Source organism: Acidaminococcus hominis (assembly GCF_900291475.1).
GTDB classification, from domain to species: domain Bacteria; phylum Bacillota; class Negativicutes; order Acidaminococcales; family Acidaminococcaceae; genus Acidaminococcus; species Acidaminococcus hominis.
The window spans coordinates 82,851-104,671 of the sequence record NZ_OLMM01000001.1 but is presented as its reverse complement, the minus strand read 5'-3'; the positions used below and the strand labels follow the sequence as shown (position 1 = coordinate 104,671).

Below are 21,821 nucleotides of genomic sequence, written 5' to 3'. Positions count from 1 at the left end.
CCTGAAAAAGTCTCACAAAATTCGAAAAAGGACTTCCTGACCCCGGACTTTTCTGCTACAATAAAGGAATTGAATGTGTCCAATTTGTGACCTAAGGAGCTGATTTTCCATGAATCTGACCTATTGGCTGCCCTTTTTCGTGGTGGTGTTCAGCAATACCTGCTACCATATTGTGGCCAAGTCCACCCCGGCGGGAGCGCCGCCTTTTTTGTCCCTGTGCGTCACCTACCTAGTGAGCTTTGTAATCAGCGCCGTTATCTACGCCGCTACCGGGCATTCTTTCCACCAGGACTGGAGCCAGCTGAACTGGACCAGCTATGCCTGGGGCTTTGTGCTGGTGGCCCTGGAAGCCGGCTACGTTTTTCTCTACCGGGTGGGCTGGAAAATCAGCGTGGCCTCGCTGTTTCTGAATGTTTCCGTGGCCCTGGCTCTGATTGTCATCGGGCTGGTGGTGTACAAGGACCACCTGTCCCTACGGGAAATGGCGGGGGTGGCCTTCTGCCTCTTAGGCATCGTTTTCCTCCACGGCTGACCAAATAACGCGAAAAATGTCTTCCAGCACTGGCTGCCGGGGGATTTTTCTGTCTGCCTGGCCCTTGCCAGGGCTGGGCTTTCCAGGCCTTTTCCTGGGGGTTAATTATGGTATACTATGATTGCTAAAAATTCTTAACGAAAGAGGTTGGGCCCATGAGTACAATTTACAGCAAAGACCTGCGGGGGGAGGAGTCCACAATTACTGTAGAAGACGATGCTCTGGAAGCACGGAAACGGCGTGCGGTCCCCACGAAGCGGGGGCTCTATCCCCACGAGCTGCTGCTCCTGTATTTTGCGCCCACCTTTTTCAGCGAAAAAAGCCTGAACCATTTTCCCGCCGCCTGGCGGGAGGCTTATACCCTGAAATATCCCCAGGAAGTGCTGCATTCCTTGGAAAAACGCGGTTTTCTTGAGCCCGCTCCTGCCCTCACCTGCTTGAAGGCGCTTCCCCTGCCGGAGTTGCGGGAAGCCGCAAGAGGGGTTAAACAGCAGTTTCTAAAAATCATACAAAGCCATATAAACATGATTATTTTGTACAAAATTCGAACAATATAATTGCATTTTGTAATATAATAGTATTAATAATTTACAGAATGGAGGTGATGCTGTGATTGTCTCTAAAACTTTTACGATTGAAACACGACTCAATCAAAATGATAATGCTGATCTAATTAAATACGTCAAGGAGTATAATGCTCTCTATGGCAGAATGTTACGCTTTGCGTGGCATCGTTATAACAATGGCGGCAAGTTTTCTGTAAAGAAAAGCCAGTTCAATACGCTTTTACAAATACAATTTGGAGTAAACAAGCGTTTTGCTAATTCTGTTATCTCTGAAGTCGAGGGTTTATATCGAGGCTTATATCAGTTGAAATGGTATGAGTATAAGCAGTTGAGTGGAAAAATAACGAAACTCTACAGTAAACGGAATAAACTTTGTAAACAAGTATTTGCTTTGAAGGAAAAAGCTCGAAACAATCAGTTGTCACCTTCTGCTTTGAGATATTATCGCAGGAAAAAAGAAAAAATCTTTTACACGGGTAAAAAGATTAACCGCCTCAAACAAAAGCAGGCTAACCTGCTGAAAGAGCTTCAGAGCAAAGATTTGCATCTCTGCTTTGGCTCAAAGAAGCTGTTTTATGCACAGCATAATCTTGAAAACAATAATCTGACAAGTCATAAGGTCTGGCTGGAACATTTCCGTGAGCAGAGAGATAATCGTTCCTTGTATATCGGAGCGAAGGATGAATTTCGCTGTAATCAGATACTGCAACTAACACCAATGGTACACTCGGGTAAAGGTAATCGTTTCGTTATTCAGCTGCGTAAGAACACAAAAGCTCGGGAGTACGTTTATGGAGCTTGTATTTTTAAGTATATGAGCAGCTTGCTAGCAAAAACCATTGTACAGAAAAGCCATGGCGTTAGCTATCGTATCGTATTCCGTGGCAGCAAGTGTTATCTGCAAGCTATGGTAACGTTCGATATAGATACCGACAGCTACAGGACCCGAAAAACGTATGGAACGATTGGCTTGGATTACAATGATGGCTTTATCGAACTTGCCGAGACCAATGAAACGGGAAATCTTGTCGGGCTAAAACACTATGATTTGCATTATCATGGTATGGGAAATAGAGCAAAGTCCGAAATTCGAGAGATAACTGCTAAGATTGTAAACTATGCAATTTCTGTCGGTAAAGACATTGTTATTGAAGATTTAGACTTTAGAAAATCTAAGTCAGAAGTCATCAAAGCAAAGTCAGCCCAAGGCAAGGCATACAATAAAATAATTCATGCCTTTGACTATTCGAGATATAAGGAAACTTTCGAAAATTGTTGTTTTAGACGAAATGTTAATTTGATTCAAGTCAATCCTGCGTATACAAGCAAGATTGCAAAGCAAAAATATTGTGACAGAAAGAAACTCATTATTCACCAAGGAGCAAGTTATGTTATTGCTCGTAGAGGTCAGGGCTTCGCAGATGAATATATAAGCAAAAAGAAGTTCTCATAAACAAAAACTTCCGTTAAGAAAGAACTGCTTTCAAGAGATTGCAGTCCTTGTACTTAACGGAAACTATAAAATAGACAACAACAGTTATATTTTGTTGTGCCACTTAGCAATAAGAGAAACAGAATTGAGCTGTTGGTAAATATGAGTGTGCCGTAACACTCGAAATCATTGGGAATTTGTCTTACCCTGTTTTGTATGATTTTATTTTACGGTGGGCGTCTCTGCTTCCTTTTATCGGGAAATCATGCTCCTGCGGCTCCAGGAAGCAGGCCTGGTGGAAAAAGCGGCTCAGGAGCTCTCCTACCATCTGTATCAGCGCACTGCCAAGGGCGAAGCCGAGCTGGCGGAAAATCCCTACGTGGCCTATATTTGTGACAGAAATACCATTACCCTTTGGGATATGAACAGGCTGCTGGCTGGCGCAAAGCCGGGAGATTCCTTTCAGGACCTGATTTGGCAGTACTATCAGCAAAAGGCCCGAGAGTGCTACGAACTGGGGCATATGGAGGAGTTTCTGGGCTGGCGGCAAACCATGCTGGACTTTCTCTTGCAGAAAAATGCTGGGGGGCTGCCTTTTATAACTGGTGCGCAGTTTTTGCCTACCAGTTTGCTCACCTGGCCTATCAGGACGACCTGACTCCCACTGCCAAGAACCTGGGAATCCATCTCAACCATTATTTGGACTACCTTTACGAGTATCCTCGGCGGCCCTCCGACAAAATGGTTGAACAGCTGCAAATGCTGCGAGACAGGCTGGGCTGGGAATCGGATCTGGAATTCTACGGACGGGCAATGCGGAATTTTCAGCGGATTGATTCCCTTTTCAGTCCGTACTCACCAGCAGACTATGCCGATTTGCTTTTGGCCCTGAGCAATGTTGACTACAAGTTCCTGCTGGACTTTGAAATGGGAATGGAAAAGCAGGTCAGGGCCCGGCTGAAAACCCTGCCTCAGGCAGCCCGGAAGCGGAGCCGGGTCACCCCCGGCATCCGCTGGTGGTAGGCAGTAAAGCAATAAATAAATAGCCCCCAGAGAGGCAGCTTGCCTTTCTGGGGGGTATTTCATGGTAGATCTATACGGGAGGGTGTTCTCACTCCATTTCGTCCCGCTGGGGCGTCCATTCGGGCAGTGGGTCCGGTCCCAGGGGATCCCGGGAGGTTTCCACAATTTCCAAAATGGTTTTTACTTCCGGCAGGGGCACGGGGGAATCCGCCGGATTGGCATAGAACACCTGGGTCACCCGGCCTTCCTGGTCCGTACCAGCTTCTGGGCCCGGTACCCGGACCACGTCTTCTGGATAGATATTGTCCGTATCGGAGCAGAAGTACGCCTTTTTGCCATCCGCTAGTTCTACCTGGCACAGGGCCACGTCCCCCTGCCGGGGAGCCCGGCGGCTGTAGGATTTTTCCTGGAACAGCACGGCGTAGATGGTCAGGGGGAACAGGGTCCGGGCTACGTCCATAAAGTAGGCCCAATCTTTGGCCAAATGGGGCGCATCGTAGATATTCCGGGTCCGGTGCTCCTTGCCGGCGGCGGTGGTTACCCGCAGGTCGTACAGGGTATAGGTTTCGGGTTTGGGGTCCTGGGGAAAGTCAAAATTATCCTTGATTTCCTGCCGCCAGGGCAGGATTTCCCGGAACACTTCGATTTCATCATTTTGGTGGGAAACGCTGAGCTTTTCCCCGTGGTCCCCTTTCAGGGTGACCTTGGCCTTATTTTTCACCAAATCCACCACAAACTTTTCCTTACTGCCTTCAGAGTTGTCCGTACCGGGCTTCAGGCGGATTTCCATATACAGGGCGTCTGCCGCATTGCCGTCCAGCAGCGACAGGTCTTCCCGCTTGCAGGCCATGCGGATCAGGGTGGACAGGCCTGGCAGCCGGCCCGGTTCTTCTTCCAGCAGATGGGCAGCCTCCACGGTTTTGCCTCCTTCGTAGTACAGGATAACCTGCCAGAAGGGCTGGTCCTCTGCCTCCGGGTTCAGCGGATCCCGTTCCTCGGTAATGGCAGCCAGCCGGTAATAGGCCACAACCTTCTGGGCCCGTTCCATTATCCGGCGGGCCAGTTCCTCATGGGTCTCGAAGGCAAAGGGTTCCCCTTTGCGCTTGCCGGTGACCACTTCTCCCGGCCGCCACCAGATGGCTCCCATGCCCTTGCCCTGGCTGGTTACGGTAACTTCCTGGTAGATAATATCCCGGTTGTCCTTGTTATCGTCCGGGCGGGTGATGACCACCACTTTTTGGGGCAATTTCCCCAAGAATGCATCCATTTCTGTATCTCTTGCCATACACTAACGCCTCCGTTCTTTAGTTTCCGCCCAGTTTCCCTAGGGACCGGCGGCTTATTGCTGCTAAAGACTGGGCCCGGTTTCCCAGGCACCAGTTTTTATCCCTTGGCTTCACCGGCCTCCGGGTACTGGGGATAATCCGGGCTGAACCAACGGCCGTATACCTTGTGAAAGACCAGGTTTCCGGCAATATAGTCCTTGTCCAGGTAGGCAGCGGGTATCAGCCGGGGCTGGACTACCTTCCGGGTTTCGGTTTTACCCGTGAGCCGGTCCTGGATAATCAGGGTCAGGGGCTCGGAATATAGCTCCCCTTTATCCGCATTATAGTAATAGTAACCAAGGGTTTCCACCACCTGATGCTTTTCGTAGTTCCGATAGAAGGTCCGAGCCTTGATTTGGTAATAGGGGGCTTCTTCCCGCACCACCTTTACCGAGTCCAAATCCACCCAGGTCTGCTCCCTTAGGGAAGAAGCCACGCTGACGCAGCGTTTGGGGTTAAAGTCAACTCCCTGGGCCTCTGCCTGGGTAAAGCAGGGAGCCAGAAGGCAGGCCGCCGCCACCAGGATTGCGCCAAATTTCTTCATACTGACCATTTCTTTCTGTATACATAGGCACCAGCGGTGCACCTGTTATTATTCACACTAATTCGATAATATTATACCCACAACTTTGGTCAAAAATCCAGGAGAAGCGCTCCGCCCTTAGAGAAGGGCCAGAAGCTGATACTTTTGAAACAGAAAACGGAAAGCCCCGTTTAGGAACTTTCCGTTTTTACATATCCAATTTTACTGCTGGGGTGCGCGGTTTTGGGCGTCCGGCAGAAGGGTAAAGGACTCAATGGATTGTTTAAAGGCATTGAGCTTCAAATCATAGTTGATGGTATCATCGGTTTCGTAGCGGATCTGGAACCCGGAGCCCTGGCGATTCATCAGATAGGTATTGATGATGAACACCTTTTTCAGGTCTTCGTTGTCGGTGGATTCCGCCAGACTGCCGTTGAGGGTCCCCACGGTAATGGGTTCGTGGCGCAGGATGGTCACGTTGGGGGTATACCGAGTCACCTTGTCCAGGAAATTGCTTTCGGCCTGCTTCAGGTTGGCCGGTGTAGCAGTGCCCAGTTCTGCAAAGGACGGGTCGCTGAAGCGGCGGATCATCAGGTCATCGGTATGGACGGAGCTCAGGGAACGGCCAAACAGGATATTGTCCGCCCGCAGGGTGTACATCCGCCAGCCGCTGGGGATTTCCATTTCAAAACCCATGGAAGGCACCGTCAGCAGGTTGATATCCGTGTAGCGAACCTTGGCCAGGGACAAATCCTTGGTCAGGGCTTTCAGGGCCTCCCTGGCTGCCGCTTCCTGGTCCTGGGGCGCACTGACATTCACCACCAGGGCAATGTTCTTCTGGGGCTGGTAAACCTTGCCCACAGTAAAGGGCCGCCGGGTTTTCAGGGAATCCTTGGGAATGGCTTCGTAGGTAAAGGTGTCCCGGTCGTAGCCGGACTTTTCGTCCTCCCGGGCCCGCATCAGTTCCGGGTTGTTCACCCGGCGCAGCACAGCCCGCAGCCGGTCGGCGGCAGCGCTTTGGCCGGTACTGCCCTTTACGCCGTCTTCCACAATGGTGGAATCCTGCATATCCTGGACCTTCCCGATAAAGCTGGTAAATTCCTTCTGCTGTTCCGAGGAATACTGGCGCATGGGCACAGAAACAAAGTTAGGCAGGGTGTACAAATCGGCGGAAACCAGGAAGGTCTTCCCCACCGTAAACCGGATGCCGGTGGTGGTATGGTAGATTTCCTGGCTGCCCGGGGGCACCGTCAAGGTGTATCCGCCGCTGGCCGGCTTGAATACCTGGTCCTTTTTCTCCGCCGCCTGGGCAGAAGAACCCAGACCCGTACTGCTCAGCAAAAACAAGGAAGCAGCGGCCAGTAGCAGCTGTAATTTTTTCATAGGGACCTTCTTTTCTCTTTATTTTTTGGCTTTTTCTTTGATATACTTGTCGATTTCCACGGCAGCCTTCTTCCCTGCACCCATGGCAGAGATAACGGTGGCAGCACCGGTAACGATGTCGCCGCCAGCAAAAACGCCGGGAATGGAGGTTTCTTCGTTTTCATCCACGGTAATCAGGCCCTTTTTGTTGGTAACCAGATCCGGGGTGGTGTGCTTGAGCAGCGGGTTGGGCCCCTGGCCGATGGCCATTACCACCATATCCACGTCAAACACATGGTTGGAGCCGGGGATTTCTACAGGAGAACGGCGGCCGGAAGCATCCGGTTCGCCCAGCTGGGTGCGGATGCATTCGATGCCTTTGACCCAACCCTTGTCATCGCCCACAATCCGGCAGGGATTGTTCAGCATATGGAGCTGAATCCCCTCAGCCTTGGCGTGTTCGATTTCTTCTTTTCTGGCGGGCATTTCCGCTTCGCTGCGGCGGTAGACCACGTAGACATTTTCTGCGCCCAGGCGCTTGGCCGTACGGGCAGCATCCATGGCCACGTTGCCGGCCCCTACTACGGCTACGTTCTTGCCTACATATACGGGAGTGGCCTTCTTGGGGAACTGCCAGGCTCCCATCAGGTTCACCCGGGTGAGGAATTCGTTGGCAGCGTACACCCCGTTCAGGGCTTCGCCGGGAATATGCATAAAGTGGGGCAGCCCAGCGCCGGTACCTACGTACACAGCCTGGAAGCCTTCCTCATTCAGCAGCTCGTGGAGGGTAAAGGTACGGCCGATAACCACGTCGGTCATGATATTGACCCCCAGGTCCTTCAGGGCCTGAACCTCGTGCTGGACAATGTCCTTGGGCAGCCGGAATTCCGGAATCCCGTACATCAGCACGCCGCCCACCTTGTGGAGGGCTTCAAACAGGGTTACATCGTAGCCCAGCTTGGCCAGGTCTCCAGCAGCAGTCAGGCAGGACGGGCCGCCGCCTACCACAGCCACCTTGATGCCGTTTTTGGGGGCAAGGCCTTCGGTAATCTGGTCGGTGCCCTCTTCCCGGGCCCGGTCAGCCACGTACCGTTCCAGCCGGCCAATGGCCACCGGTTCTCCCTTGATGCCCAAGATGCAGACTTTTTCGCACTGGTTTTCCTGGGGGCAGACCCGGCCGCACACTGCGGGCAGGGCGTTTTTGCCCTTCAGAATCCGAATGGAGCCGGCAAAGTCCTTTTCCGTAATGGCATGGATGAATTGGGGAATGTCCACATTCACGGGGCAGCCCTGTACGCAGCGCGGGTTCTTGCAGTTCAGGCAGCGCTGGGCTTCGTCCACAGCCACTTCTTCCGAGTAGCCCAGGGCTACTTCCTTAAAGTTTTTGTTCCGCACGTCCGCCGGTTGTTCCGGCATAGGATTTCTCATTCCGCCACGCATTTGCAATGCCCCCCACAACTATATTCTTCCGCTTCCTGATCCTTGTACATCTTGGAACGGGTCATCAGGTTGTCAAAATCCACCTGATGGGCGTCGAATTCGGGACCATCGCAGCAGGTAAACTTGCTTTCATCCCCTACCTTCACCCGGCAGCCGCCGCACATACCGGTGCCGTCCACCATCAGGCAGCTCAGGCTGGCAGTGGTCTTCACGTGGAAAGGCAGGGTGGTCTTGGCCACGTTCTTCATCATGATGATGGGTCCAATGGCTACCACCAGGTCCACTTTGGTGCCGGCTTCCAGCATTTTTCGCAGCGGATCGGTAACAAAGCCCTTGATGCCGTCAGAACCATCGTCGGTGGTGATGATTACTTCATCGCTGATTTTTTCCATCCGGTCCCGCCACAGGATCAGGTCCTTGCTGCGGCCGCCGATAATGGTAATCACCTTGTTGCCCAGTTCGTGATAGGCCCGGGCAATGGGATGGACGGGGGCTACGCCGATACCGCCGCAGACCATGACCACGGTGCCGAATTTGCCCATTTCAGAGGGCTGGCCCAAGGGTCCCAGTACGTGCTGGAATTCGTCCCCTACCTCAAAGTCGTGGGTCAGATGGGTGGTGGTGGCGCCTACGGCCTGGACCATCAGGGTAATGGTGCCCCGCTCCCGGTCGAAATCGCCAATGGTGAGAGGAATCCGTTCGCTGTCTTCATCCACCAGGACCATAACAAACTGGCCCGGCTGGCATTTATGGGCAATGAGCGGTGCTTCAATTTCAAATTCCCACACTGCAGGCGCAAGCTGCAGCTTCTTCAGTACTTTTGCCACAATGAATCACTCCCCTTTAATTTTTGGGCAAAACATATTCAATGCACCGGTTGACCTCAAAAATGACCTTTTCCAAATCAATGGTGGTCAGTTCCTTGTTCTGGAGCAGGACGCGGCCATCTACCAAAACGGTGTCCACATCCTGGGCAGAAGCAGCATACACCAGGAGAGAAACCCGGTCATGCCGGGGGTACCAATGCGGTGAATCCATATTATAGAGCACGATATCGGCCCGCTGGCCTACGGCAAGCTGTCCCAGGTCATCGTAGCCCACGGCTTTGGCGCCCTGGACCGTACCCATAGCAAGAGCCTGGGCCGCAGGGACGGCTTTGGGATTGCCGGACTCGGTCTTGGCCAAAAGCGCTGCCAGCCGGACTTCTTCCAGCATATCCAGGTTGTTGTTGCTGGAAGCCCCATCGGTGCCCAGGCCTACGGTAAGGCCCTTTTCCAGCATACTGGCCACAGGGGCAATGCCGCTGGCCAGTTTCAGGTTGCTTTGAGGATTGTGGGCCACCCGGACGTGGTGCTTGGCCATAATGGCCTGGTCTTCTTCTGTCACATGGACGCAGTGAGCGGCCAGGGTCCCCAGTTCAAACATGCCCAGGTCTTCCATCAGGGCAATGGGGGTCTTGCCGTACTGCTTCAGGCAGTCGTCCACTTCTCCCTGGGTTTCGGACAGATGCATATGGATTTCTGCACCCAGGCTGCCGGCCCGTTCCACCACAGATTTGATGAAATCCGGGCTGCAGGTATAGGGGGCGTGGGGGCCAAACATTACCCGAATCCGGTCATCGCAGGCGCCGTGCCACTTTTTGTACAGCTCCGTGTTTTCGTCCAGCCGGGATTTACCGTCCGCCACAGAGGCGCCGGTAAGTCCCCGGGATAACACCACGCGGATGCCGCAGTCCCGGGCTGCCTGGGCCGTTTCGTCCATGAAGAAATACATATCCGCAAAGCAGGTGGTGCCCGTGCGGATCATTTCCGCCATGCCCAGGAGACTGCCCCAGTACACTGCCCGGCCATCCAGGTTGTTTTCCATAGGCCAGATTTTGTTCTGGAGCCAGTCCATCAGCACCATGTCGTCCGCATAGCTGCGGAACAGCGTCATGGCCGTATGGGTGTGGGCGTTGACCCAGCCCGGTACCGCCAGGTGGTTCCGTCCATCAATGGTCTGGGTGCCCGTAATGGCATCCGGCCCGATATAGGCGATACGCCGATCTTTAATGCCAATATAGCAGGGTTTGCCGCTGCCGGCGGCAGCCAGTTCCACATTGGCCAAAACCACATCATAGTTCATAGGTAATCTCCTTTTTATTGAAAGTCTTCACAGTGGAAGCCGCCGTATTCCTTTAGGGCCTCGCGGCAGCTGCAGCTGTGCAGGGGTGTTTCCGTATCCTTAATATAGGCTTCCATCACCGCAAGAATCTGTCTGCCCTGGAGTTCCATGGCAGCGGTTACTTCCTCGTGGGACAAAGCCCTTTGGGCAAAACCGGAACCCATATTGGTAACCACGGACACGTTGGCGTAGCAGATTTCGGCTTCCCGGGCCAGGACCGCTTCCGGCATATTGGTCATGCCGCACACGTCCCCGCCCAGACAGGCGAACATTTTGTTCTCCGCCGCCGTTTCGTAGCGGGGGCCTTCGGTAACCACGTAGGTACCCTGCTTGCAGTGGCGCAGCCCCAGCTGCATAAGAGCATGGATGACCCGCTCCCGAACCACCGGACAGTAGGGGTAAGCAAAATCCACATGGGCCACCTTGCCACCCTCCCCGTTAAAGAAGGTGTTCACCCGGTTTTTGGTGAAATCCAAAAGCTGGCTGCAAACCACGAAGGTGCCGGGCCGCAGGGCCACGTTGATGGAGCCTACTGCCGTAAAGGACAGGATTTCTGTGACTCCCAGCTGCTTTAGGGCGAAAATATTGGCCCGATAGTTGATCTTATGGGGAGGCAGGGAATGATTCGCTCCATGCCGGGCCATAAAATACACTTCGTGGCCGTTCAAGGTGGTCTTGAGGCAGTGGGCCTCACCAAAGGGGGTTTTCACGGTTACAGGTTCCAGGGTACCAAAACGGGAGGCATCTTCAACGCCGGTGCCTCCGATAATTCCGATTTTACGCAATCTTCTCACCTCTTCTGGTTCAATTCATCAATAATCGAAAGGAGATCCGAGACTTGCCCAATGACGTAATCCGGGTGGATTTTGCCGTCAAAAAAATCTTGTTTAAAAGACGACCAACCGACTTTTACCGTAGCCCGGCAGCCGGCAGCCCGTCCGCTTAACAGGTCGTAGGGGCTGTCCCCCACGCACAGGCATTCCTCCGGAGCAAGGCCCAAAAGGGCTGCGCCGCTGGCCATGGGTTCCGGGTCGGGCTTGTGGGCCTGACATTCCTGGGCCCCGATGATGCCTCCGTCAATGTAGGAGGAAAGCCCCAGGCAGTCCAAACCCCGCTGACAGGTGGCCTTGAACTTGCTGGTGACGATGGCCTGGGCAATGCCCTTTTCCTGAAGCTTTTGACAGCCTTCTGCCACCCCGGGAAAGGGCTCAATCATCTGGTCGTGCCATTTGATATTGTAGTGCCGGTAGTACTGGACCATTTCCTCAATCCGGTCCGGGTCCGTAATGCCCGTTACCACGGACAGGCCCTGGCGCAGAGGCAGGCCAAAGGTGTTGATGATGGCCTGCTGCTCCACAGGCTGGTCCAGGAAATGCTCCAGCGTCTTTTGGAAGGTGGCCAAAATTAACGGTGTAGTATTGGCCAAGGTTCCGTCAAAATCATATAAAATCCCTCGAATTGCCATAAGGTACTCCTTTGCGTTAGATACACCTTTTATTTTACCATATTTGCCAGGTAAAGTGAACACAAGTACCATTGCAGCGCCCCTCTGGCCGCCGCCTTCGCCCTGTGCGCCGCAGTTCCTTGCCTATAGGGAGCGGCGGCCTCCCTGGCCCAAAAAGAAGAAGCTGTGCAGCGCTGCACAGCTTCAGGTTTTGTTTTAGTTTCTCTTTTTGGTGTGGATAATCTGCTTGGGTCCCACTTCTGCGCTTTCCGGCACCAGCACATCGTTAAAGCTGATGTTCCGGGTATGCAGGGTGTGGCTCCAGGCGTGTTCATGGCGATGGATAAAGCCGGCCATGGTAATGGGAATCCAGCTGTATACGAAAATCGGATAGAACAGGGTGTAGAACCAGGACTTGGGAGCCGCATGGATCTTAAAGAGGATAATGGCCGGAATCACATACTGGCCAATCCCGATTACCTGCCAGATTTCGTAGGGCAGCAGGGCATACAGCACGTTGGTGTAGAAAGGAACAAAGGAGTAGATGGTGCTGCAGATAACAAAGAACGCGGAGATCAGCAGGAAGTAAGGCTGAATCAGGTCGATGATGCCGTCCAGAATGACGATATCCCGGCGCTTGATACCTTCCTTCAGCAGCTTGGGGATATACCGCTCAGCCACATCGAAATGCCCCTGGGCCCAGCGTTTTCTCTGGTTCCAGGACTGCTTGAAGGTAACCACCTTTTCATCATACACAATGGCATCATGGCACCAGGTGGTGGGAATCCCTTCCAGCAGGGACTTCATGGTAAATTCCATATCTTCGGTAAGGCAGGTAGCCTGCCAACCGTATTTCTTCAAAATATCGGTGGAAATGCACATGCCCGTACCGCCAAAGACGGAGGACAGGCCGATATTGTATTTGGCCAAGTGCCAAACGTGGTTGATGATCCAGAAGGAAATGGCGAACACGCCGCTGACCCAGGTATCGTTGGGGTTCTTGGAGTCCAGGTAGCCCTGAATCAGCCGTTCCCCTTTGCAGTACCGGTTGTTGATTTCCATCAGGAAGTCCAGATGCACCAGGTTGTCCGCATCGAAAATCACCACGGCATCGTATTGCTTGGGCAGGGCAAACAGCTTCTGGAACATCCATTCCAGGGCAAAGCCCTTGCCTTGCTGCATTTCGTTGGTGTTGTGCCGTTCGTACACCAGGGCGCCCTCACGAGCTGCCACTTCCGCCGTATGGTCGCTGCAATTATCAGCTACCACGAAAATATCGTACATATCATTGGGATAACGCAGCATCTTCAGGTTATCCACCAGCTGGCCAACTACCTTTTCCTCGTTATGGGCAGCCACAACCACCGCAAAAGTGGTTTTGGGGGTCAGGATCTTCTTTTCCTTTTTCCGGGGCAGAATGCCGAACAGGGAAATGGTAAAGTAGTAAATCGTAAAGAAAACGATCAACACTTGCAGAGGAATCATAATAATATCAAAATAGCTGCTCATGATGAACACAGACTTCCTCCTCTTAATGGCCGGCTTGCTTGCCAGTCACCTTTACATACAGAGCATTAAATACACCGCACAGGGTGTAGGTGAACATGATGACAAAGGGCCAAGCTGACACATTGATGTACAGCAGATACGCACCAATCAGGAAGGAAACAAGCACGGGCCCTTTGAAAAGCGGGTTGCCCTTCCCCTTGAAATCAGGATACCGGACTTCACTGTACATGAGCACAGCAACGCCCAGGGTGCCGATGGCTACCAGCACCGGATTTACCTGGAAACCGGAGGCTACGAACGTGGCCACCACGCAGGCGCCGGCCGGAGCAGGCATCCCTTGGAAATAACCGTGGATGGCGGATACGTTCACGTTAAAACGTGCCAGCCGCAGGGCTGCCCCGAAGGCAACCATGGCGGAAATAATCTGTCCAGCCAGACCCAGCTGGTGCAGGGAATAACAATAAATCAAAACAGACGGTGCCATGCCAAAGGAGCAGACATCACACAGGGAATCCATTTCCACCCCAAAGGGGCCGCTGACGCCCAGTGCCCGGGCTGCCCGGCCATCACAGGAATCTGCCAGAATGGCCAAGATGATAAAGATTGCTGCTTTTGTGAATTCCTGGTCCATGGAAAGATAAATGGACAGAACTCCCAGCACCAGGCTAAGGCCACTGATGCTGTTTGGAACCATACGTCTATAATTCATTCTGCTTTCTGCCTCCCAATAATACTTAATCCGCCCTTGACCTTGTCACCTTTTTTTACCATGACTTCTACGGATCTGGGCATTACCAGTTCCGTGCAAGAGCCAAATTTGATCATCCCGTAGCATTCGCCCTGTTTCAGGGTACTGCCCAGGGAGGTCCAGGACACAATCCGGCGGGCCAGAATCCCGGCAATCTGGATTACCAGGACACGGTTCTTCCCGTTGTCCAGGCCAATGGCCATCCGTTCGTTGACAATGGGGGCCGAGTTCTTGTAGGCCGGTTCGTAACCGCCGCAGGTATAGCGCTGGTAGGTCACGGTGCCGTCCATGGGAGCCCGGTTGGTATGCACATTGAAGACAGAAAGAAATATCGTCACCTTGATTGCAGGTTCATTGAGAAATTCCTGATCGTAGAAACCCTCCACCCCCATAACGGTACCGTCCGCCGGGGAATACAGGATGCTGGGATCAATCCGGGTGGGACGATCGGGGTTGCGGAAAAAATATGTGAAATACGCGGTCAGGACCAGAGGCAGTACGGCAAAGTCCACCCCTACAAAATACCCAACCAGAAGAGTCGCCATGGCGCAAATGCCAATAAAGGGATACCCTTCTTTCACGATTGTAAATTTGGACACAACTTCACCTCCACCTATTTTGTTTATTATAATACAACATTCGAGCTTTGTCTAATGCTTGCCAGGTTATTTCTTTTTGTGAAGTACGCCATATTTTGTGCCCAAAACTTCCAGCACAAACTTGGGCAGGGCCAGCATCCGGCCAAAGCGGCTGGGCTGCTTGTACAGCCGAAACAGCCACTCCAGGGAGGCTTCCTGCATCCACTTGGGAGCCCGTTCCATCTTGCCGGCCAGCACGTCGAAACTGCCGCCCAGGCCCACCCGGACCGGGGGCTTCAGTTCGTCCCGATGGCTGTCCAGCCAGTACTCCTGCTTAGGCGCCCCCAGGGCTGCAAACAGGATTTGGGCCCCGCTGCGGTTGATTTCGTCAATAATGGCACCGGACTCTTCTTCCTTAAAGTAGCCGTTCCGGGTGCCCACAATCTTTACCCCGGGAGCAATTTCTTCGGCCTTGGCTTTGGCGGCCTCGGCAATGCCCGGTGCTGCCCCAAACAGGTAGATGGTCTCCCCTGTTTTCGCTGCCTGTTTCAGCAGCTGGACAAACAGGTCAAAGCCCGCCACCCGCTCAGGCACCGTATAGCCCAGGGTCCGGCCGGCCCAGACCGTGCCGGCGCCGTCCGCCAGCACCAGGTCGGTTTTCTGGAGCAGGTCCAGATACCGAGGATCCTGGAGGCCCATCATGATGATTTCCGCGTTGGCGGTCACCACCTGGGTCTTTTTATTATCCTTAATCCGCTGCAGCAGCCAGGCTACGGCTTCCTGCATGGAAAAGGGGCTCACGGGAACCCCCATGATATCCATTACGGGTTTCTTGCTTGTATCCATGTTCTGGTCCTCCCCAGGGTCAGATGGCTCTGGCTTCACTGGGCACGGTGGTAAAGTTGATGCCCGGGTTCCGTTCCAGGATCCAGTTCAGGTTCCATTCGTTGGAAACCAGGATAACCGGCCGGTCCAGCTTGTCGTACACCAGCATGCCGTTGTCCAGGCCCTTGATGTTCCGGATGTCGTCGGCATCGTCGGCGTAAACCCAGCGGGCTACGGTGTAGGGCAGCTGGTCCATCAGCAGTTTGGCGCCGTATTCGTTAAGCAGCCGGTATTCCAGTACTTCCAGCTGCAAAACGCCAACCACGCCCACCACAAAGCTTTCCATACCGATATTCTTTTGGCGGAATACCTGAATGGCGCCTTCCTGGGCCAGTTGGACAATGCCCTTTTCAAACTGTTTCCGCTTCATGGAGTCCTTGGGCTGCACCTTGGCGAAAATTTCCGGCGGGAAAATGGGGAAATCTTCAAACTGTACCTGATGCTTTTCATCGCACAGGGAATCCCCGATGGTGAAGATGCCCGGGTCAAAGACCCCAATGATATCACCAGGATAGGCTTTTTCTACGGTGGTCCGTTCCTGGGCCATGAACTGCTGGGGCTGGGACAGCTTTACGGGCTTGCCCCCCTGGACATGGTACACGGTCATGCCCTTTTCAAACACCCCGGAGCAGATGCGCATAAAGGAAATCCGGTCCCGGTGGGCCGGGTTCATATTGGCCTGAATCTTGAAGATAAAGGCGGAGAAGGTTTCGTCGGTAGGCTTTACCACGCCTCCGTCCTTCAGGTGGCGAGGCTGGGGCATGGGAGACAGTTCCAGGAACTTTTCCAAGAAGCTGCGCACGCCAAAGTTGGTCATGGCGGACCCGAAGAACATAGGGGTCAGTTCCCCTGCGTTCACCTTGTCCAGGTCAAATTCATCCCCGGCCAGATCCAGCAGCTCAATATCGTCCAGGAGATTCTGGTAATTGGTTTCCCCGATGGCTTCCCGGATAGCCGGGTCGTTCAGGTCACCGGTGGTGGATTTCAAAATCTTGGAGCCGTGACTGGAGTCGTTGTCAAACAGCTCCACCTGCTTCTTCAGCCGGTCGTACACGCCAATATAGTGGCCGTCCACGCCAATGGGCCAGTTGATGGGGAAAGCATTGATATGCAGCACTTTCTCGATTTCGTCCATCAAGTCCATGGGGGCCCGGCCGTAACGGTCCAATTTATTCACAAAGGTAAAGATAGGAAGTTTTCTCCGGTGGCAGACCCAGAACAGCTTCTTGGTCTGAGGTTCCACGCCTTTGGCAGCGTCGATCAGCATAACGGCGCTGTCGGCAGCAATCAGGGTACGGTAGGTATCTTCACTGAAGTCCTGGTGCCCAGGGGTATCCAGAATGTTTACCCGGTAGCCGTCGTAGTCGAACTGCAGCACACTGGAGGTAACGGAAATCCCTCTCTGTTTTTCGATTTCCATCCAGTCGGACACCGCATGGCGGTTGGCCTTTCTGGATTTTACGGAGCCGGCCAAATGGATGGCGCCCCCATATAGCAATAATTTCTCAGTCAGAGTCGTTTTACCGGCATCCGGATGAGAAATGATAGCAAACGTTCTTCTTTTCGCAATCTTATCCTGCAGATCAGACATGCAAGCTGAACCTCCGTTTCTTGGCGTCCTTTTGAAAAGGAGCCGCACATTCAATCTTATTATAGCATTTTTCGTCATTTTTGCATGAAAAAACGCCACAAAGATAACCTTTGTGGCGTCCAGTTCATTTAAATGGTCGGAGCGGCGAGATTCGAACTCACGACCTCTTCCACCCCAAGGAAGCGCGCTACCAAACTGCGCTACGCCCCGAACACAAGAGCTATTATACGGTGTTTTGAACCATTCGTCAAGCGTTTTTCCAAAACTTTTTTAAAAAATTTTTGCGCCCTCAAAATCCAGGTCCAAAAGGTGCACCGTGGTGTCAATCTTACGTTTCGTAAAGGGCTCACGCATGGCCCTGCCAATGGTCTCCAGATCTGCGTCAACTGGCGCATAAGCCATGAGCGTGGAGCCGGAACCAGAGATAACAGCCTGGTACGCTCCGGCCTCCTGAGCCCGTTTTAACGCCTCCTGGGCCCCTGGAATCAGAGGCAGCCGGTAAGGCGTATGAATCTTGTCCTGCAAGGCCGTAGAAAGGAATTCATAGCGGCCGGTGGCCAGGGCGCCAATCAGGAGGGCAGCCCGGCTGGTGGAGTACACAGAATCCCGCACGGAAATAGCCTTGGGCATGGCTGCCCGGGCTTTGGCCGTGGAAAGCTGCATATCCGGCACCAAGACCACCAGTTTCAGAGGTTTGGCCGGGGCCAGTTTCAAGCTCCGTACTTTTCCCTCCTCCATGACATTGATGGTCATGCCGCCCAAAATTGCAGGCGCCACATTGTCCGGATGGCCTTCAATAAGGGTAGCCTCCGTCACCAGGTCTGCCTGGCCAAGGGGAGACCCTGCCAAGGCGTTGGCGGCCATCAGGCCGGCTACCACAGCGGTGGAGCTGCTGCCCAGGCCCCGGGAAACCGGCACCTGGGTTTCCGAGGTGATTTTGATGCCCGTAGCCGGCTGACCCAATTTATCCCACAGGATATAAAAGGATTCCGCCGCCAGGTTGTTTTTCCCCTGGGGCAAAAGCCCTGCGTCCTGACCCAGGGCTTCAATCACGATTCCCTCCGGAATCATTTCGTAAGTAAAGGTATTGTACAAGGTGCAGGCCAGTCCCAGGCAGTCAAAGCCCGGTCCGCAGTTAGCGGAAGTGGCAGGGACCCGTACAGTGACCTTGCGTATTGCTGCCATTGTATCCAAGACCTTTCGGTTTAGTTTTGCTCTTTCAGCTGTTCGTTCAGGCTGTCGTCTTCTACCCGGATGATGTTACAGATCCGGGAGACCACACTCAGGTTGGACAGGGCTTTTTCAGCCTTGCGCAGGGCATATTCGGAGACCCCGTGGGTAATTACCACGATTTCTGCCAGGTTCCCCAGGGAGCGTTTTTGCACAACGGTCTTCAAGCTGACTTCGTTGTCACCGAAAGCGGTGGCAATGGCGGCCCAGACACCGGGCCGATCCTGCACCAGCATACGTACGTAGCTGGGAGAGTAGATGTCTTTGGGGCCCATAAAGGGTTTCTGCTCGTAGCAGGTGCACCCTACCCGGCCGGTGCAGCCGTGGAGAATATTCCGGGTGGATTCCAGGATATCCCCGCAGACAGCGCTGGCAGTAGGCATCCGGCCGGCTCCCTGGCCAAAGAACATGGTTTCGCCCACCGGTTCGCCTTTAACGAAGACGGCGTTAAACACATCATTAACGGTGGCCAAAGGATGGTTCTTCGGCAGCATGGTGGGATGTACCCGGACGCTGATGCCCTTGCCTTCTTTCTGCTTGGCAATACCCAAAAGCTTCACCACGTAGCCCAGCTCGTCGGCGTATTCGATATCCCGCAGGGATACCTTCTCAATGCCTTCCACGCTGACATCTTTCAGGGACACCCGGCTGTTGAAGCCGATGGAGGCCAGGATAGCCAGTTTCCGGGCAGCGTCCCAGCCGCCTACATCGGCGGTGGGGTCGGACTCGGCGTAGCCCTTATCCTGAGCTTCCTTCAGGACTTCTGCAAAGTCCATATGGTCCTCGGTCATTTTGGTCAGCATATAGTTGGTGGTGCCGTTGATGATGCCCATAATCTGGTCAATCCGGTTGGCCGCCAAAGATTCCTTCAGCGGACGGATAATGGGAATGCCTCCTGCTACCGCAGCCTCAAAAAGGAAATCCACGTGTTTTTCTGCCGCCAGGTCAAAGAGTTCCTTGCCGTGCTCGGCTACTACGTCCTTATTGGCTGTTACAACATTTTTCCCGGCCCTGAGGGCAGCCAGCATATAGTCCAGGGCAGGATGCTCCCGGCCAATCAGCTCTACCACAATGTCGATATCCGGATCCCCAATAATGTCTTCGATGTTGTCCGTGGTTTTCAAGGTGGGGTCCAGCGCGGTGACCTTTTCCGGGTGACGTGCCAGAACAGTCTTAATACGGACAGGAACCCCCACCCGTTCCGTAATCAGTGCGCAGTTGTTTTTCAAAACCAGGATGACGCCGCCGCCTACCGTGCCAGCGCCCAATAAGCCAATATTGATTTCCTTTTTCATCGCAAATCGATCCCCTTTAGTCCACCTGTCCCAATACGTCCAGGCGTTTTACTCCGTCAATGAGACGCAGTTTGTCCAGCAAAGCTTCCATGTCAATGGTCAGGTACTTGGTTTCTACAGAAATGGTGGTGTTGGCAACACCTTGCAGGGGAACCCCCTGGTTGATGGTGATGACGCTGCCCCCGTCGCCGGCAATGGTATTCAGTACGCTGGACAGTACCCCGGGCTTATGTTCCAGCAGCAGGGAAATGGTGATCACCTTTTCCTTGCTGGCATCGTAGAACGGGAACACGTAGTCCTTATACTTGTAGTAGGCGCTCCGGCTCAAGCCCACCTTGGCTACGGCTTCATTGACCGTCCTCATTTTGCCCCGTTTCAAGATTTCTTTGACCATAATGGTCTTTTTGATAGCTTCCGGCAGAATTTCTTCTCTTACCAGGTAAAATTCGGATTTTTTATCGTTGTTCATCGGCCTCTATCCTTTTCATAAGAATTTTTATCCTTCTTAGGTAGACATTATAACACAAGTCTTCTAAAAATACTACTCTTTCTTGGCAACCCGTTTCATTAAATCTGCAATGGCTATCTCCACGGACTTTTTGGCAAAAAGTACCTGGTACAGCTGCTCAATAATGGGCATTTCCACCCCATGGGCCAGGGCCAGCTGCCGCACCACCGGCGCCGCATTGATGCCTTCGATGACCATATGGGTTCCCTGGGTAATTTCTTCCAGGCTCTTGCCCTGGGCCAGGGCCACCCCTGCGGAACGGTTCCGGCTCAGGGGGCTGCTGCAGGTAGCCACCAGGTCCCCCACCCCGGCAAGGCCGGAGAAAGTAGCCCGTTTGGCGCCCATTTTCACCCCCAGGCGGGTGATTTCCGCCAGGCCACGAGTAATGAGTCCTGCCTGGCTGTTTTCCCCAAAGCCCAGGCCGGCCAGAATGCCGCTGACCAGGGCAATGCAGTTCTTGCTGCAGCCGCACAGCTCTACCCCGATAACGTCCCGGCTGGTGTAGGGCCGGAAATATCCATTGATAAAAATCTTCTGCAAAGCCTTGGCAATTTTCAAATCCTTGCAGGCAATGACGGAAGCAGCGGGCTGCCGCTTGGCAATTTCCTTGGCCAGGTTGGGGCCGCTGAGCGCTGCCACCGCTTTGGCCTGGGGGAACGTTTCTTCCAGAATATCCGTCATCAGCTTCCCTGTAGCCAGGTCAAACCCTTTGGTACAGGAAAGGAGAATCTGCTCCCGGCAGTCGGTAAAGGCCGCGGCCTGCTGGGCCACCGCAGCCATTCCTTTGGATGGAACGACAAAAACGAGCACAGAGGCTCGTTCGATGGTTTGCTGCAGGTCATGGGTTACCAAAATGGAAGGAGAAAGTTCCAAATCCGGAAGGTAATCTTGGTTTCTCCGAGTACGTTGGATCTGGTCAGCCTTTTGGGGATTCCGGGCCCAGAGGCAGACTTCGTGTCCGTTGTCTGCCAGAATCTGAGCCAGGACGGTTCCCCAGCTGCCAGCGCCAATAACAGCAATTTTCATAAAGCTTACTCCTTTGGCGTGTTGTTCTTCTTGGAAAAATGACCTTGTTTTATTTTGTTTTCGGTACCGTTGACCAAACGGACCATATTTTCGTAATGCCGGGCGATAATCACAGCCGCACAAAAAGCCGTGAAAACCACCAGCCGGTAGTCATAGCCCAGATAATAGGCTGCCAGAGGGGTGGCAAACGCCGCCGCAATGGAGCCCAGGGAAACGTAGCGGCTCACATACACAATAGCCAGCCACAGGGTCAGGGCAAACACAGAAACTTCCGGCATAAAGTACAGCAGGATGCCAAGGCCGGTAGCAACCCCTTTACCCCCCTTAAAATGAAGGAACAGGGAAAAGCTATGGCCAGCCAGGGCCGCAACGGCCGTGGCCAACAGCACCCCAAGATCACTGGAAACCAGATGGTTGGTCAGGCATAGGGCCAGTGCTCCCTTGCCCAAATCCCCCAAAAGCACGAAGGAAGCCATCCGAGCCCCCACCGTACGGAAAACGTTGGTGGCGCCAATGTTGTGGCTGCCATAGTCCCGGATATCAATCCCGCAGACGGCTTTCACCAGGACCAGGCCGCAGGGAATGGAGCCCAGCAGATAACCAATCAGAATACCAATTACATAATCCATGGTTTATCCCGC

The 21,821-nt window shown here is 53.5% G+C and carries 23 protein-coding genes and 1 tRNA gene; 5 read left to right on the top strand and 19 right to left on the bottom strand.

Translation table 11 applies throughout. The features are described 5' to 3' along the window. Nucleotides 1-109: 109 nt before the first annotated feature. The 5 genes from C7E10_RS00480 (at nucleotide 110) to C7E10_RS00460 (ending at nucleotide 3,553) form a co-directional block, all read left to right on the top strand. Nucleotides 110-532 carry a hypothetical protein gene (locus C7E10_RS00480; protein ID WP_105325438.1) on the top strand — a complete coding sequence of 141 codons (423 nt, stop codon included), beginning with the start codon at nucleotides 110-112 and terminating at the stop codon, nucleotides 530-532. Between the two features lie 155 nt (nucleotides 533-687). Continuing rightward, a complete protein-coding gene (locus tag C7E10_RS00475; protein ID WP_105325437.1) occupies nucleotides 688-1,089 on the top strand; it encodes a hypothetical protein in 402 nt (133 codons plus the stop codon). 52 nt (nucleotides 1,090-1,141) lie between these two features. After that, the gene (locus C7E10_RS00470) at nucleotides 1,142-2,551 is read left to right on the top strand and encodes an IS200/IS605 family accessory protein TnpB-related protein (RefSeq protein WP_105325436.1); all 1,410 of its coding nucleotides are present in this window, start codon (nucleotides 1,142-1,144) and stop codon (nucleotides 2,549-2,551) included. Between the two features lie 274 nt (nucleotides 2,552-2,825). After that, nucleotides 2,826-3,188, top strand: coding sequence for a hypothetical protein (locus C7E10_RS00465; RefSeq protein WP_146109023.1), 363 nt, complete (start codon nucleotides 2,826-2,828; stop codon nucleotides 3,186-3,188). An 83-nt stretch (nucleotides 3,189-3,271) separates the two neighbouring features. Next, on the top strand, nucleotides 3,272-3,553 hold the full coding sequence (locus C7E10_RS00460; RefSeq protein ID WP_105325434.1) for a hypothetical protein: 282 nt from the start codon (nucleotides 3,272-3,274) through the stop codon (nucleotides 3,551-3,553). 88 nt (nucleotides 3,554-3,641) lie between these two features. On the opposite strand, the gene C7E10_RS00455 is transcribed toward C7E10_RS00460, so the two are convergent. The 19 genes from C7E10_RS00455 to plsY form a co-directional block, all read right to left on the bottom strand. Continuing rightward, nucleotides 3,642-4,838: a hypothetical protein gene (locus C7E10_RS00455; protein ID WP_105325433.1), complete on the bottom strand. Its 1,197-nt coding sequence runs from the start codon at nucleotides 4,836-4,838 to the stop codon at nucleotides 3,642-3,644. A gap of 98 nt (nucleotides 4,839-4,936) precedes the next feature. Next, nucleotides 4,937-5,422, bottom strand: a complete 486-nt coding sequence (locus C7E10_RS00450; protein WP_105325432.1) for a hypothetical protein — start codon at nucleotides 5,420-5,422, stop codon at nucleotides 4,937-4,939. Between the two features lie 201 nt (nucleotides 5,423-5,623). Next, nucleotides 5,624-6,784: a hypothetical protein gene (locus C7E10_RS00445; protein ID WP_105325431.1), complete on the bottom strand. Its 1,161-nt coding sequence runs from the start codon at nucleotides 6,782-6,784 to the stop codon at nucleotides 5,624-5,626. 18 nt (nucleotides 6,785-6,802) lie between these two features. Further along, the gene (gltA, locus tag C7E10_RS00440; RefSeq protein ID WP_231086297.1) at nucleotides 6,803-8,203 is read right to left on the bottom strand and encodes an NADPH-dependent glutamate synthase; all 1,401 of its coding nucleotides are present in this window, start codon (nucleotides 8,201-8,203) and stop codon (nucleotides 6,803-6,805) included. After that, complete coding sequence (locus C7E10_RS00435; RefSeq protein ID WP_105325430.1) at nucleotides 8,188-9,030, bottom strand: sulfide/dihydroorotate dehydrogenase-like FAD/NAD-binding protein; 843 nt, start codon at nucleotides 9,028-9,030, stop codon at nucleotides 8,188-8,190. Before C7E10_RS00435 ends, gltA begins: the two co-directional genes overlap by 16 nt. A 16-nt stretch (nucleotides 9,031-9,046) precedes the next feature. Further along, nucleotides 9,047-10,327 carry an amidohydrolase gene (locus C7E10_RS00430; protein ID WP_105325429.1) on the bottom strand — a complete coding sequence of 427 codons (1,281 nt, stop codon included), beginning with the start codon at nucleotides 10,325-10,327 and terminating at the stop codon, nucleotides 9,047-9,049. 14 nt (nucleotides 10,328-10,341) lie between these two features. Further along, nucleotides 10,342-11,151: an S-methyl-5'-thioinosine phosphorylase gene (locus tag C7E10_RS00425; protein WP_105325428.1), complete on the bottom strand. Its 810-nt coding sequence runs from the start codon at nucleotides 11,149-11,151 to the stop codon at nucleotides 10,342-10,344. A 5-nt stretch (nucleotides 11,152-11,156) separates the two neighbouring features. Further along, nucleotides 11,157-11,831: an HAD hydrolase-like protein gene (locus tag C7E10_RS00420; RefSeq protein ID WP_105325427.1), complete on the bottom strand. Its 675-nt coding sequence runs from the start codon at nucleotides 11,829-11,831 to the stop codon at nucleotides 11,157-11,159. A 195-nt stretch (nucleotides 11,832-12,026) separates the two neighbouring features. Further along, a complete protein-coding gene (locus C7E10_RS00415; RefSeq protein ID WP_105325533.1) occupies nucleotides 12,027-13,319 on the bottom strand; it encodes a glycosyltransferase family 2 protein in 1,293 nt (430 codons plus the stop codon). Between the two features lie 22 nt (nucleotides 13,320-13,341). Beyond that, entirely contained in the window at nucleotides 13,342-14,028 is a 687-nt protein-coding gene (pssA, locus tag C7E10_RS00410; RefSeq protein WP_105325426.1) for a CDP-diacylglycerol--serine O-phosphatidyltransferase, read from the bottom strand. After that, nucleotides 14,025-14,666 (bottom strand): phosphatidylserine decarboxylase, encoded by a 642-nt coding sequence (locus C7E10_RS00405; protein WP_105325425.1) that lies wholly within the window; start codon nucleotides 14,664-14,666, stop codon nucleotides 14,025-14,027. The genes pssA and C7E10_RS00405 overlap by 4 nt, the downstream gene beginning before the upstream one ends. A 66-nt stretch (nucleotides 14,667-14,732) precedes the next feature. Next, nucleotides 14,733-15,491 carry a WecB/TagA/CpsF family glycosyltransferase gene (locus tag C7E10_RS00400; RefSeq protein WP_105325424.1) on the bottom strand — a complete coding sequence of 253 codons (759 nt, stop codon included), beginning with the start codon at nucleotides 15,489-15,491 and terminating at the stop codon, nucleotides 14,733-14,735. Nucleotides 15,492-15,510: 19 nt separating this feature from the next. Continuing rightward, nucleotides 15,511-17,121, bottom strand: a complete 1,611-nt coding sequence (locus tag C7E10_RS00395; RefSeq protein ID WP_158572337.1) for a peptide chain release factor 3 — start codon at nucleotides 17,119-17,121, stop codon at nucleotides 15,511-15,513. 133 nt (nucleotides 17,122-17,254) lie between these two features. Then, a tRNA-Pro gene (locus tag C7E10_RS00390) sits at nucleotides 17,255-17,331 on the bottom strand. Between the two features lie 60 nt (nucleotides 17,332-17,391). Next, nucleotides 17,392-18,306: a homoserine kinase gene (thrB, locus tag C7E10_RS00385; RefSeq protein WP_105325422.1), complete on the bottom strand. Its 915-nt coding sequence runs from the start codon at nucleotides 18,304-18,306 to the stop codon at nucleotides 17,392-17,394. A 20-nt stretch (nucleotides 18,307-18,326) separates the two neighbouring features. Continuing rightward, nucleotides 18,327-19,646, bottom strand: a complete 1,320-nt coding sequence (locus C7E10_RS00380; protein WP_105325421.1) for a homoserine dehydrogenase — start codon at nucleotides 19,644-19,646, stop codon at nucleotides 18,327-18,329. A gap of 16 nt (nucleotides 19,647-19,662) precedes the next feature. Next, nucleotides 19,663-20,115, bottom strand: a complete 453-nt coding sequence (locus tag C7E10_RS00375) for an ACT domain-containing protein (RefSeq protein WP_105325420.1) — start codon at nucleotides 20,113-20,115, stop codon at nucleotides 19,663-19,665. A gap of 72 nt (nucleotides 20,116-20,187) precedes the next feature. After that, a complete protein-coding gene (locus C7E10_RS00370; RefSeq protein ID WP_105325419.1) occupies nucleotides 20,188-21,180 on the bottom strand; it encodes an NAD(P)H-dependent glycerol-3-phosphate dehydrogenase in 993 nt (330 codons plus the stop codon). 5 nt (nucleotides 21,181-21,185) lie between these two features. Next, on the bottom strand, nucleotides 21,186-21,809 hold the full coding sequence (gene plsY, locus C7E10_RS00365; protein WP_105325418.1) for a glycerol-3-phosphate 1-O-acyltransferase PlsY: 624 nt from the start codon (nucleotides 21,807-21,809) through the stop codon (nucleotides 21,186-21,188). Between the last annotated feature and the right edge of the window lie 12 nt (nucleotides 21,810-21,821).

Coding starts and splice junctions, on each gene's coding strand:
- C7E10_RS00445 (WP_105325431.1), bottom strand. CDS start 6,784: ATGAAAAAATTACAGCTGCTACTGGCCGCTGCTTCCTTGTTTTTGCTG.
- C7E10_RS00475 (WP_105325437.1), top strand. CDS start 688: ATGAGTACAATTTACAGCAAAGACCTGCGGGGGGAGGAGTCCACAATT.
- C7E10_RS00480 (WP_105325438.1), top strand. CDS start 110: ATGAATCTGACCTATTGGCTGCCCTTTTTCGTGGTGGTGTTCAGCAAT.
- pssA (WP_105325426.1), bottom strand. CDS start 14,028: ATGAATTATAGACGTATGGTTCCAAACAGCATCAGTGGCCTTAGCCTG.
- C7E10_RS00450 (WP_105325432.1), bottom strand. CDS start 5,422: ATGAAGAAATTTGGCGCAATCCTGGTGGCGGCGGCCTGCCTTCTGGCT.
- C7E10_RS00420 (WP_105325427.1), bottom strand. CDS start 11,831: ATGGCAATTCGAGGGATTTTATATGATTTTGACGGAACCTTGGCCAAT.
- plsY (WP_105325418.1), bottom strand. CDS start 21,809: ATGGATTATGTAATTGGTATTCTGATTGGTTATCTGCTGGGCTCCATT.
- C7E10_RS00415 (WP_105325533.1), bottom strand. CDS start 13,319: ATGAGCAGCTATTTTGATATTATTATGATTCCTCTGCAAGTGTTGATC.
- C7E10_RS00370 (WP_105325419.1), bottom strand. CDS start 21,180: ATGAAAATTGCTGTTATTGGCGCTGGCAGCTGGGGAACCGTCCTGGCT.
- gltA (WP_231086297.1), bottom strand. CDS start 8,203: ATGCGTGGCGGAATGAGAAATCCTATGCCGGAACAACCGGCGGACGTG.
- C7E10_RS00380 (WP_105325421.1), bottom strand. CDS start 19,646: ATGAAAAAGGAAATCAATATTGGCTTATTGGGCGCTGGCACGGTAGGC.
- C7E10_RS00430 (WP_105325429.1), bottom strand. CDS start 10,327: ATGAACTATGATGTGGTTTTGGCCAATGTGGAACTGGCTGCCGCCGGC.
- thrB (WP_105325422.1), bottom strand. CDS start 18,306: ATGGCAGCAATACGCAAGGTCACTGTACGGGTCCCTGCCACTTCCGCT.
- C7E10_RS00460 (WP_105325434.1), top strand. CDS start 3,272: ATGGTTGAACAGCTGCAAATGCTGCGAGACAGGCTGGGCTGGGAATCG.
- C7E10_RS00455 (WP_105325433.1), bottom strand. CDS start 4,838: ATGGCAAGAGATACAGAAATGGATGCATTCTTGGGGAAATTGCCCCAA.
- C7E10_RS00375 (WP_105325420.1), bottom strand. CDS start 20,115: ATGAACAACGATAAAAAATCCGAATTTTACCTGGTAAGAGAAGAAATT.
- C7E10_RS00395 (WP_158572337.1), bottom strand. CDS start 17,121: ATGTCTGATCTGCAGGATAAGATTGCGAAAAGAAGAACGTTTGCTATC.
- C7E10_RS00400 (WP_105325424.1), bottom strand. CDS start 15,491: ATGGATACAAGCAAGAAACCCGTAATGGATATCATGGGGGTTCCCGTG.